The sequence below is a fragment of the Kribbella solani genome (assembly GCF_014205295.1).
Lineage (GTDB): Bacteria > Actinomycetota > Actinomycetes > Propionibacteriales > Kribbellaceae > Kribbella > Kribbella solani.
Genome location: NZ_JACHNF010000001.1, coordinates 6,050,429 through 6,061,927, shown reverse-complemented (window position 1 = coordinate 6,061,927; position 11,499 = coordinate 6,050,429). Strand labels below are relative to the sequence as shown.

The following is an 11,499-nucleotide window of genomic DNA, read 5'->3' as shown; positions in this document are numbered from 1 at the left end:
TCGGTTCAGGGTTCCGGACCAGGAAGCTACTTCCGGCCCGCCGACACCAGCCCGGCGTCGTACGCCAGAATCACCGCCTGAACCCGGTCCCGCAGACCGCATTTGGCAAGCATCCGGCTGACATGGGTCTTCACCGTGTGCTCGGTCAGATGCAGCTCAGCCGCGATCTCCTGGTTCGAGTTCCCCTTCGCGACCAGTTCCAGCACCTCGCGTTCCCGCGCGGTCAGTACGTCCAGGCTGGCGGTCACGGTCGGGTCCAGCCGATTGTCGGCGAACCGGTCGAGCAGCCGCCGGGTCACCGGCGGGGCGAGCAGCGCGTCGCCGCCCGCGATCACCCGGACCGCGTTGATCAGGTCGTCGCGGGAGGACCGCTTCAGCAGGAATCCGCTCGCCCCGGCGCGCAGCGCGTCGTACACGTACTCGTCCAGGTCGAACGTGGTCAGGATCACCACCCGCGGCGCGTTCGGCCCGGCGACCAGGCGGCGGGTCGCCTCGATCCCGTCCATCACCGGCATCCGCACGTCCATCAGCACCACGCCGAGGTCGAGCACGGCGGCCGCCTGCCGGATCGCGTCCGCGCCGTCCACCGCCTGCGCCACCACCTCGATGTCCGGCTGCCCGTCCAGGATCATCGAGATCCCGTCCCGGACCAGGTCCTGGTCGTCGACCACCATCACCTTGATCATCCGGCCGGTACCGCCTTCCGGCTGATCGGCAGCCAGGCGCTGATCTCGGTACCCTCGCCGGGCGCCGAGGTGATGGTCAGCTTGCCCTCGTGAATCCGGACCCGCTCCCGCATCCCGGCCAGGCCGTGCCGGCCGCCGGCCTGCGCCACCTCGGGTTCGAACCCGCGCCCGTCGTCGGCGATCCGCACCTGAATCCCAGCCTCCTTGATCTCCACCGTCACCATCGCCTTGGTCGCTTCCGCGTGCCGCACCGCGTTGGTCAGCGCCTCCTGCACCAGCCGGTACGCCGCGAGCTGGTGACCGTCCGGCGGTAGGTCCGGGTCGCCCTGCAGGTCGAGCGACACCGTCATCGACTCACTGGACACGTCACCGGCCAGCCGGCGCAGGTCGGCCAGTCCCGGCTGCGGTGCCAGTGCCGGGTCCGGGATGCCGTCCTCGTCGCGGAGCGCGGACAGCATCCGGTCCAACTCACCGAGCGCCCGGCGCCCGGCGTCCCCGATCCGTTGGAACCCGGCAAGTACGTCGGCCTCGCCGCGCTGTACCAGGTCCGGACCGGTCTCTGCCTGGATCACCATCAGGTTGACCGCATGCGCCACGACGTCGTGCAGGTCGCGGGCGATGTGCGAGCGTTCGGTCAGTACGACCTGGACCTCGCCCTGCTCAACCGTCAACCGCTCCAGCTCGGCCTCACGGGCCGACGGCTGGCGACTCCGCTGGTACAGGCGCGCGAGCAGGCCGCCGCAGACCGGTAACAGCAGGACCAGGGACAGGTAGATCGGCCATGCGCGCTGGGACAGCCGGATGAACTCGGGGCCGTAGTCGTTCAGCGAGAGCCCGTTGAACTGCATGTCCAGCGTGGCCGGGAAGAACCAGGCCAGGAACCGGAACCGTCCGGGCAGCCAGGCCGGGATCGCCGGCAGCAGTACGAGGATCACGCCTGTGATCGGCAGCCCGAGCGAGGGTTTGGTCCGCACCACCAGTGAGTAGAGGGCGATCCCGAGCGCGGCGGTCAGCAGCAGGTTCTGGCCGTCGGCGAGGTACGCCACCAGGCTCGCGCCGGCAAGGACCACCGAGGGAATGACCGGCTGGATTCGCCGGAACACCAAGGTCATCGGGGCGTAGACGAGTACGTAGATCGTCCAATGCTGAGCGGCCCACCAGTGCATCCGGTACTGGCCTGCTCTGATGTCCAGCAGCACCGCCGTCGCGACGGTCACCGCGAGCAGTAAATCGAGCAGGTAGCCGTGCTGCCACACCGCCGCCGTCCGTGCGTCGCTCAGCCACTCCTGGAGCGACCGAACGGGGATGCGGACGCGGTGACGGAGCAGGCGGTACGCCAGTGCCGCCAGGCCGGCCACCAGGAGTCCAGCCACGTACTTCCAGGGCCAGTCGTGCGCCTGGAGGTGATGCAGCTCTTCGATGCGGATGCCGTAGCGCGTTCCGAGGAAGGTCTCATCCGGACCCCGCCCGGGCAGGCTGAAGGGCACCTCGTCTTGCCAGATCGTCGGATGTGCCAGTCGAACCAACGGCCGCCAGTACAGGTTGACCAGCCACGGCAGTACCGCAACGACACCGGCAAGGCCCGGCAGCGCCACCATGAGCGAGCGGCGAGTGACCAGGCTCCACAGGGCCAGCGCGCAACCGCCCAGCAGGACCCATTCGACGCTGCCCATGGCCTGGGTCATCATCGCCGCGATCAGCAGGCCGAATGCCGCGGCCAGCGGGAAGAACCGGCGCAGCGCGATCAAGACCGGAGCGATGACCACGGCAGTACGCAACCAGGGCGCCGCGGTGGACCATGCGGAGTCGGGGTGGAACACCTTCCAGTGCAGTACGAGCACACTGGCCAGTGCCAGCAGGCAGTCCAGGACCACTGGGTTCCGCAGCCAGGCGACGGTCTGGGCCGATTTCGCCAGCCACCACCAGCGCAGCAGGTACGCGAGCACGGGCAACACCAGCAAAACCGACAACCACCACGGCCACTGGCTGTCGACGATGCCCTCGTAGACCCGGTTGTGCCAAACACCCCCCACGTTCTCCAGACCCTCGTGCCGCAGACGAGGAAAGATCAGCACCATCTGGCGGTAGCGGATCAATTCGGCCACCACCGGCAGTGCGGTGAGGACGGCACCGATCAGCAGCATCCGCGGCCAGGTCACCCGGTCTGCGATCAGCGAGCAGAGCGCCAATGCGAACGCTGCCAGTAACAACCAGCGCGGCCCGGCCAGCCAGTACGTCAGCAGACTGGCGACTGTCAGCACCAGAACCGGTACGACCGGCCAGACCCGGCGCAGTACGAGAGTCAGCGCCGCGTACGCGCAGAAGTAGATCATCCACTTCGGCGCGGGCCATTCAGCCGCAGTGAAGCCGGAGCGCCAGTGCATCAGGTCGACCGAAGTCAACGCGGTAACCGCTCCGGCCACGACAGCATCGAACTCAATCCGGTGCGTACGACCCGTGGCCAGCGAGCGCAGCTCCGCAAACCGCTGCTTGGCTGTGTACGCCACGTGCCTTCGCGAGATCAGCTGGTACGCCAGGCGGGCCACGCCGATCACCAGCAGCGGTATCCACAGCCATCGCCAAGTAGTGGCCGAGTCGTCGAACAGCGAAGCCACCACGAAGGGCACGACTGTGGTCGCGGTGATCGTGGCCGCCGCCGTACGCCATGAGCAACGCGTCGGCAGTGACCACAAGGCCATCGCACAACCGACGAACAGGACCAGGTCCGTCTGCGACAGCATCCAGGCGGCCGAAGCGCCCGCGGCCATGCCGACGGCGGCGATCACCGGGTCGATCCGGCGGAACGCGATCAGGGCCGGCGCGGCGAGCACGAGCATCAGCAGTGCCCCCGGGCCGTGCGGCGGGCTGCCCCAGCCCTGCCACAGGATGAGCTGACTGAGCATCAGCCCGAGCACGGCCACGACCGCGTCCACCCGGACTTCCGACGCCTGGCGACGCACGGCAGCCAGCAGTTCCGGCAGCCGGCGCACGCTCACGGCTCTCCTTTGCTCGTCAGGGTCGCTTGTCACGGTCAGCGACCATCCCTTGGGCCCAGGATTCATTCTGCAGCGTTTGCCACCGACTCAACGTCACTCAAAGGAGTGACACGCGACGTTCTTGTGTCATCCCAACCGGTGACTCTGCGTTGCACTCAGCGGCGATGTGGTCACCCCGGTCCAGCCGGGAGGCTCACTGTCATGACCATCAGTCCTGTCCGCCCCACCACCAGCAGCAGGCCGCCGGCCCTCCGGACCAACCGTCGCCGCACGGCCCTGCTCGCTGCCGCCGCTGCCGTGTTCCTCGGCCTCTGCCTGCTGCGCTGGAACCCGTTCGCGCTGCAGTACGACCTCCGGGTGTACGTCGTCGCGTCCCGAGCGTTCCTGCACGGTCAGGACATCTACACCGCCCACCACGCCTTCCCGAAGGACATGCTGCTCGGGTTCACGTACCCACCGTTCGCCGCGCTGGTCTTCGTACCGGTGGCACTCCTCGGCACCGGGGCCGGGCGGGCAGTCATGACACTGGCATCGGCCAGCGCGCTCATCGTCATCGGTCTGGTCACGGTCCGCGCACTGCGGCCGAACTGGTCGCGGTACAGCGTGGCGGCTGCCGGACTGGCAGTCGGTGCGGCCGGTGTGGCGCTTGAGCCGGTCCGGTCGTCGTTTGACCTCGGCCAGATCAACCTACTGCTGCTGGCGATGCTGCTGGTGGATCTGCTCGGCCACCTGCCGCGCCGCTACCGGGGTGTACTGGTCGGCATCGCGACAGGTATCAAGCTGACGCCAGGGATCTTCATCCTGTACCTGCTGGTGACTCGCCGATTCCGTGAGGCAGTTGTTGCCTCCGCCGCAACGGCCGCGACCATGCTGGCCGGCGCGATCGCCATGCCCACAGGGACCTGGCAGTTCTTCACCAAGTACATGCTCGACCCGAGCCGCCCTGGTGCGACGCACTTCATCAGCAACCAGTCCTGGCGCGGTGTCTTCGCCCGGCTCGCCGGTGGCGTCCAGGGGATCGCACCGGCGTGGGCGCTGGCAGTCGCCCTGACCCTGGCGATCGGTCTGTGGACAGCCAAGCGGGCGTACGACCACGGCTATCGGCTCGAGTCGATCCTGCTCACCGCACTGACCGGCGTACTGATCTCGCCGATCTCCTGGACCGGCCACTTCGTCTGGGCACTGCCTATCTGCGCACTGCTGTGGTTCCGGGTCGTCGAGGTGTCCAGCGGGAAGCGTCCGGTGCTGGTCGCGTTCGCTGCGCTGTGGACTGTCAGCATCGCGTTCGGGCTGCCGTGGACCGCACCGCACCTGGGCGACAAGGAGTACACCCTCCGAGGCTTCGATCTGTTCCTCGGCAACTCGTACGCCATCTGTGCGGCTACCACCATCCTGTTGGGCGCCTACGAGTTCCGGCGGCGGAAGAGCATCGCATGAAGTACGAGCTGATGCTCCGGCGACTGCTGTACTTCGCGGTGGCGATCACGACAGTGATCTACATCGTCTACTCGGGCAACATCGATCTGAACGTCTACCGCACCGGTGGATACGCGCTACTGCACGATCTCCGGCTGTACGCGGACGACTTCCCGTCGCTCGTACCGGGCTTCGCGTTGCCGTTCACCTATCCGCCGTTCGCCGCGATGCTGTTCGTACCACTGCACCTCGTACCGCGCCCGCTGGCCGATCTGATGATCAGTACGGCCAGCGTGATCGCACTGACCGCGACGATGCTGGTCGTCGCCCGGCGCCTGCTCGGCACGACCAGGATCGCCCAGTACCTCGGTCTGGCCGTTGTCGTGCTGGCGATGTTCCTGCAGCCGGTGCGATCGAACGTCGGGTTCGCGCAGGTCAACCTGATCCTGATGGGACTGGTCGCGGTCGACTGCCTGATCACCCGTCCACGCTGGCCACGCGGCGTACTGATCGGGCTCGCCGCCGCGATCAAGCTGACGCCGCTCGTGTTCATCCTGTACTTCCTGGTTCGCCGGCAGTACCGCGAGGCAGCCACTGTCCTGGGTGCGTTCGCCGGAATCAGCCTGGTCGCGTACGCGCTCAGGCCTATCGACTCGACGGCGTACTGGTTCGGCGTGCTCTTCTCCACCGACCGCATCGGCGGCGCGACGTATGCGTTCAACCAGTGCTTCCAGGCCGTCGTGCACCGGCTCGTACCGGACGGGCCGCTGCAACTGGTGATCTGGTTCGTACTAGTACTTGCGGCGCTCGTACCGACACTGATCGCGGCGCGAAAGGCACGCGCCAACGGTGACGACGTGACCGCACTGCTGGTGGTTGCTGTCTTCGGACTGCTCGCGTCACCGGTCAGCTGGTCGCACCACTGGGTGTGGATCGCACCCGCCGTACTGGCGATCGGCTGCCACGCCTGGCGAAAGCGGAACAAGTCGACCACCGCGCTGTCGCTCCTGGTAGTAGCCACCTTCGCAGTCGGACCGCATGTGTACCTGGACCCCGAAGGACGGCACTGGAACGTCCTGGAACACCTACTGGGCTCCAGCTACGTCCTGATCGGTGTGGCGTACCTAGTCACACTGGCCGCGCGCAACGCGCCCCAGGTGCTGGCCAGTCAGCGTTTGAACTCGGAGGCGCGCATTCGGTAGACCTGCAAGTTCAGCTCGTAGTACTTCTCGGTCTCACCCACCCACTGCATCCCGAGCCGTTTCGCGGTGGCGATCGCGCGTTTGTTGTTCGGCCGGGCGACCGCGAACAACTCGTCGACCTGCCCCTCGACGAACGCCCAGCGCATCAAAGCACCGCTCGCCTCGGTCGCGTACCCGTTGCCCCAGGCGCTCGGCCGCAACTGCCAGCCGATCTCCAGATCCTCCTCGTACGGAGGGAGCAGCCGGATCAGCAGCGCGCCGACGACTTCACCGTCGTCCCGGCGGGTGACCGCCCAGCGGCCGGCCGGGACCACGAAGTTCGGTTGGGCCTCGATCCAGGCCTGCAGGATCAGCCGCATACTCGCGGCGTCCGGCACCTTGTCGATGGCCGGTGACAACCAGGGCGCCACGTCGGCGGAGCCATAGATCTCCAGCGCGGCGTCGGCGTCGTCTTCCTCCCAGTCCCGGATCAACAGCCGGTCCGTCTCCAGCTTCAGCGTCACCCCGCCAGAGTATGCGCAGCGGACAACACCCGGCAGCGATGAGAACCGCAGGGCGGTCCGGGGATGGACCACCCTGCGGGGTCGAAGGGCGCCGGGGGGTGGCGCGCCTTCGACTGTGGAGAGGTCGCGGGGTACGACCGTCTCCACCGGCCGGAGGCCCCGAGGGGGTGGGGTTTCGGAGGCCTCCGGTGGCCTGGGCAGGTGTGCGACGACTCGTCACACACCTGCTGGAAGGTGCTGGATCAGCGCGGCCCGAGTTCCAGGGGCTGGGTGCGAATCCAACGGGTGGTGGTCTGCTGCCGGCCCATGGCGATCACGTCACCGGCGGGGCCGGCCGAGAAGACCCGGCTGGTGGCGGTACGCCGCGAGGCGCCGACACCGCGCTGAACTTCTGCCAGTAGCTGGTTGACCCGCTTGCGCAGATCCTCCACTTCGGACTGTAGCGCGAGAATGTGCCGAATACCCGCCAGGTTCACACCTTCCTCCTGGCTGAGGTGCTGCACGTAGCGCAGTTTCGCCACGTCGTACGCCGAGTAGCGCCGGCCGCGGCCGGACGCCCGGCTCGGCACCACCAGGCCGAGCCGGTCGTACTGACGCAAGGTCTGCGGGTGCATGCCGGCCAGCTGGGCCGCCACCGAGATCACGTAGATCGGGGTGCGGTCGTCCCAGGTCGGCACCTGACCGAACGGCCTCGTGCTTGCTCTTGAGGCCATCACGAACTCCCGAACAACCCGGCCCGCAGATCAGGGTGATCCGACGCGGAGTTGAACTCGGCGAGCTTCTCCTTCTGCTCGTCGGTCAGCTCGTGCGGCACCTGAACTTCCAGCGTGAGCAGCAGATCGCCCTTCGTACCGTCCCGGCGGACCGATCCCTTGCCACGAACCCGCAGCTTGCTCGCGTTCGCCGTACCGGCCGGGATCCGGACCGTGACCGGCAGGCCGTCCAAGGTCGGAACCTTGATCTCCGCGCCCAGCGCCGCCTCGGTGAAACTCACCGGGACGTTCAGCGTCAGGTGTTCGCCCTGCCGGCCGAAGATCCGGTGCGACTTCACGTGCACGGTGACGTACAGGTCGCCGGCCGGGCCGCCACGTTCGCCGGCCGCGCCCTTGCCCTTCAGCCGAATCCGCTGCCCGTCCTGCACGCCGGCCGGAATCCGGACCTGCATGGTCTTGCTCGACTGACCGCGGCCGGAACCATGGCAGGTCTCGCACGGCTGGTCCACGACCAGGCCACGACCCTTGCACTCGGTGCACGGCTCGGTCATCGCGAACACGCCGCCCTGGACCGACGTCTGCATCCCGGTGCCTTCGCACTTCAGGCAGACCTTCGGCACGGTGCCGTACTTGGCGCCCGTACCCCGGCAGGTCTTGCACGGCTCGTCACTGGTCATCCGCAACCCGACCGTGACACCGTTCACCGCCTCGGCGAACTCGATCGTCGCCTCGGTCTCGATGTCCTGGCCACGCCGCGGCCGCGCCGTCGTCGTGGTGGTCGTGGTCCGGCCACCACCGCCGAACATGCCGCCCAGGATGTCGCCCAGCCCGCCGCCGCTGCCACCCGCACCGCCACCGCGGTTGAACAGGTCGCCGACGTCGAAGTTGAAGCCGCCGCCACCCTGGCCGCCGCTACCGGTCGGCATCCGGAAGCCGCCGCTGCCGAACAGCCGGCGCGCCTCGTCGTACTCCTTGCGCTTCTTCGGGTCACCGACGACGTCGTACGCCTCGGAGACCTCCTTGAACTTGGCCTCCGCCTTGGTGTCCCCGGCGTTGGAGTCAGGGTGGTACTGACGTGCCAGCTTGCGGTAGGCCTTCTTGATCTCGTCGGCCTCAGCGGTCTTGGAGACGCCGAGAACCTTGTAGAAGTCCTTCTCGAGCCAGTCCTTCGTGCTCATCCGACGCCTCCCCTCCCGTTCGGCCGACTATTCCGCAGACTTGTCCGCGGCCTGTTCGTCATCAGTGCTCTCCACCGGACCGTCGGTCTGCACCGCGTCCGCCGGTAGTTGCTCGGTCGGCTCCGACACGGCCACCCGGGCCGCGCGCAGGATCCGCTCGCCGTGCCGGTAGCCCGGTTGCATGATCATCGTCGCGGTCGGGCCGTCGACCTCGTCGGAGTAGTTGTGCAGCAGGGCCTCGTGAATCCGCGGGTCGAAGGTGTCACCCTTCTCGCCGAACTTCACCAGGCCGAGCTTCTCGGTGACCCGCTCCAGCGACTCGGAGACCGCCTTGAAGGCGCCCTCCAGCTCACCGGCCTCACGGGCCCGGCCGATGTCGTCCAGGATGCCGAGCAGCTCGGTCAGTACCGACCCGACCACCAGCTCCCGGGCGGCTTCCCGGTCCCGGTCGACGCGGCGCTTGTAGTTCACGTACTCGGCCTGCAGACGCTGCAGGTCCGCCGTACGCTCCGAGAGCGCCTCGGTCAGCAGAGCCTCCTGCGCGGACGGGCCGGCCAGGTCGGACGGCTCCCGCGGCGGCTGCCCGCCGGGGGTTCCGCCGTCGGCCCCGGACTGCTCCGGGGCCTCCCGCAACGAGCCGGTGTCCGGGTCGATCCGGCGCTTGTCCCGGACGACGGGCTCGCCGTCACCGAACTCGCTGCCAGTCGGTCGATCCGTCACTTGTCCTCCGTCTTGTCCTGCGTCTTGTCCTGCGGCCGGTCCTCGTCCACGATCTCGGCGTCGACCACGTCGTCGTCATCGTTGGTGCTGTTCCCGTCGGCGTTGCCGGAGGTGGCACCCTCGTCGGCGGACCCGCCGGCGGCCTGGGCGTTCGCGTACATCGCCGCGCCCATCTTCTGGCTGGACTGGGCGAGCTTCTCCGAAGCGGTCTTCACCGCGTCGGCGTCGTCACCCTCGAGCGCCTTCTTCAGCTCGGCGACGCCGTCCTTGACCTCGGTCTTGACGTCGTCCGGGACCTTGTCCTCGTTCTCCTGCAGGAACTTCTCGGTCTGGTAGACCAGGCTCTCGGCCTGGTTGCGGCTCTCGACCGCCTCCCGGCGCTGGCGGTCGTCCTCGGCGTACTGCTCGGCGTCGCGGACCATCTGGTCGATGTCGGTCTTCGGCAGCGCGGAGCCACCGGTCACCGTCATCCGCTGCTCCTTGCCGGTGGCCAGGTCCTTGGCGTTCACGTGCACGATGCCGTTCGCGTCGATGTCGAAGGTGACCTCGATCTGCGGCACGTTCCGCGGCGCCGGCGGCAGGCCGGTCAGCTCGAAGTTGCCCAGCGACTTGTTGTCCCGGGCCATCTCGCGCTCGCCCTGGTACACCTGGATCATCACCGACGGCTGGTTGTCCTCGGCGGTGGTGAAGATCTCCGAACCCTTGGTCGGGATCGTGGTGTTCCGCTCGATGATCTTGGTGAACACGCCGCCCTTGGTCTCGATGCCGAGGCTCAGCGGGGTCACGTCCAGCAGCAGGACGTCCTTCACCTCACCCTTCAGCACACCGGCCTGCAGGGAAGCACCGACCGCCACGACCTCGTCCGGGTTGACGCCCTTGTTCGGGTCCTTGCCGCCGGTCAGCTCCTTGACCAGGTCGGCCACCGCCGGCATCCGGGTCGAACCACCGACCAGGATCACGTGGTCGATCTTCGAGACGTCGATCCCGGCGTCCTTGATGACCGCCTTGAACGGGGCGCGGGCGCGCTCCAGCAGGTCGTTGCTCAGCTTCTGGAACTCGGCCCGGGAGAGCTTCTCCTCCAGGTGCAGCGGGCCGGCATCGGTCAGGCTCAGGTACGGCAGGTGGATCGTGGTCTCGGCCGCGCTGGACAGCTCGATCTTCGCCTTCTCGGCGGCCTCGTTCAGCCGCTGCATGGCCATCTTGTCGCCGGACAGGTCCGTGCCGTTCTTGTTCTTGAACTGGGTCACCAGCCACTGCACGATCCGGTTGTCCCAGTCGTCACCACCGAGGTGGTTGTCACCGCTGGTCGCCTTCACCTCGAAGACGCCGTCGCCGATCTCGAGCAGCGACACGTCGAACGTGCCGCCGCCCAGGTCGAAGACCAGGATGGTCTGCTCGGTGCCCTTGTCCAGCCCGTACGCCAGCGCGGCCGCGGTCGGCTCGTTGACGATCCGGTGCACCTTCAGGCCGGCGATCTCGCCGGCCTCCTTGGTCGCCTGGCGCTGCGCGTCGGAGAAGTACGCCGGCACGGTGATGACCGCGTCGGTGACCTGCTCCCCGAGGTACGCCTCGGCGTCCCGCTTCAGCTTCTGCAGCACGAACGCGCTGATCTGCTGCGGGGTGAACTTCTTCCCGTCGATGTCCACGCTCCAGGCCTCGCCCATGTGGCGCTTGACCGAGCGGATGGTGCGGTCGACGTTCGTGGTGGCCTGCCGCTTGGCCACCTCGCCGACCAGGACCTCGCCGTTCTTGGCGAAAGCCACCACCGAGGGCGTCGTGCGCGCTCCCTCGGCGTTGGGGATGACGGTGGGCTCGCCACCTTCCAGTACGGCGATGACGGAGTTCGTCGTACCGAGATCGATACCGACCGCGCGGGCCATGCTTTACCTCCACAGAGTTGACTGATGCAGACTCAATGTTGCCGTTCGCCCGCCTCGGTTTCAAATCCGTGACCGAACAAACTTGAGTTCACTTGACTCAACATTGCACACCGCCCAGGTCATTCCCAAGCACACCCCCGGATTTAAGGGTCCACCCCAGGGTGCGACCGGGGTTCCCCCGCCCCAGCAACCCCTCGGCAAAGGC

General features: G+C 67.8%; 9 protein-coding genes. 2 read left to right on the top strand and 7 right to left on the bottom strand.

The features are described 5' to 3' along the window. Window positions 1-26: 26 nt before the first annotated feature. Together HDA44_RS27910 and HDA44_RS38695 are read right to left on the bottom strand one after the other, a co-directional pair. Window positions 27-686, bottom strand: coding sequence for a response regulator (locus tag HDA44_RS27910; RefSeq protein ID WP_184839392.1), 660 nt, complete (start codon window positions 684-686; stop codon window positions 27-29). Next, window positions 683-3,682 (bottom strand): ATP-binding protein, encoded by a 3,000-nt coding sequence (locus HDA44_RS38695; RefSeq protein ID WP_184839391.1) that lies wholly within the window; start codon window positions 3,680-3,682, stop codon window positions 683-685. Before HDA44_RS38695 ends, HDA44_RS27910 begins: the two co-directional genes overlap by 4 nt. 201 nt (window positions 3,683-3,883) lie before the next feature. Between HDA44_RS38695 and HDA44_RS27900 the strand changes: the two genes are divergently transcribed. After that, window positions 3,884-5,119, top strand: coding sequence for a glycosyltransferase 87 family protein (locus HDA44_RS27900; RefSeq protein ID WP_184839389.1), 1,236 nt, complete (start codon window positions 3,884-3,886; stop codon window positions 5,117-5,119). Further along, window positions 5,116-6,300: a glycosyltransferase 87 family protein gene (locus HDA44_RS27895; protein ID WP_184839387.1), complete on the top strand. Its 1,185-nt coding sequence runs from the start codon at window positions 5,116-5,118 to the stop codon at window positions 6,298-6,300. The genes HDA44_RS27900 and HDA44_RS27895 overlap by 4 nt, the downstream gene beginning before the upstream one ends. Here HDA44_RS27895 and HDA44_RS27890 read toward each other — a convergent pair. The 5 genes from HDA44_RS27890 to dnaK form a co-directional block, all read right to left on the bottom strand. Continuing rightward, window positions 6,267-6,803, bottom strand: coding sequence for a GNAT family N-acetyltransferase (locus HDA44_RS27890; protein WP_184839385.1), 537 nt, complete (start codon window positions 6,801-6,803; stop codon window positions 6,267-6,269). The genes HDA44_RS27895 and HDA44_RS27890 overlap by 34 nt on opposite strands. 242 nt (window positions 6,804-7,045) lie before the next feature. After that, window positions 7,046-7,516 (bottom strand): heat shock protein transcriptional repressor HspR, encoded by a 471-nt coding sequence (locus HDA44_RS27885; protein ID WP_184839383.1) that lies wholly within the window; start codon window positions 7,514-7,516, stop codon window positions 7,046-7,048. Further along, complete coding sequence (gene dnaJ, locus HDA44_RS27880; RefSeq protein ID WP_184839381.1) at window positions 7,516-8,694, bottom strand: molecular chaperone DnaJ; 1,179 nt, start codon at window positions 8,692-8,694, stop codon at window positions 7,516-7,518. Before dnaJ ends, HDA44_RS27885 begins: the two co-directional genes overlap by 1 nt. 27 nt (window positions 8,695-8,721) lie before the next feature. Beyond that, window positions 8,722-9,414, bottom strand: coding sequence for a nucleotide exchange factor GrpE (gene grpE, locus HDA44_RS27875; protein WP_184839379.1), 693 nt, complete (start codon window positions 9,412-9,414; stop codon window positions 8,722-8,724). Beyond that, entirely contained in the window at window positions 9,411-11,294 is a 1,884-nt protein-coding gene (dnaK, locus tag HDA44_RS27870) for a molecular chaperone DnaK (protein WP_184839377.1), read from the bottom strand. Before dnaK ends, grpE begins: the two co-directional genes overlap by 4 nt. Between the last annotated feature and the right edge of the window lie 205 nt (window positions 11,295-11,499).

Excerpts from the sequence above, each read along its gene's own strand:
- HDA44_RS27910 (WP_184839392.1), bottom strand. The coding sequence starts at position 686 with ATGATCAAGGTGATGGTGGTCGACGACCAGGACCTGGTCCGGGACGGG.
- HDA44_RS27900 (WP_184839389.1), top strand. The coding sequence starts at position 3,884 with ATGACCATCAGTCCTGTCCGCCCCACCACCAGCAGCAGGCCGCCGGCC.
- HDA44_RS27895 (WP_184839387.1), top strand. The coding sequence starts at position 5,116 with ATGAAGTACGAGCTGATGCTCCGGCGACTGCTGTACTTCGCGGTGGCG.
- HDA44_RS27885 (WP_184839383.1), bottom strand. The coding sequence starts at position 7,516 with ATGGCCTCAAGAGCAAGCACGAGGCCGTTCGGTCAGGTGCCGACCTGG.
- dnaJ (WP_184839381.1), bottom strand. The coding sequence starts at position 8,694 with ATGAGCACGAAGGACTGGCTCGAGAAGGACTTCTACAAGGTTCTCGGC.
- dnaK (WP_184839377.1), bottom strand. The coding sequence starts at position 11,294 with ATGGCCCGCGCGGTCGGTATCGATCTCGGTACGACGAACTCCGTCATC.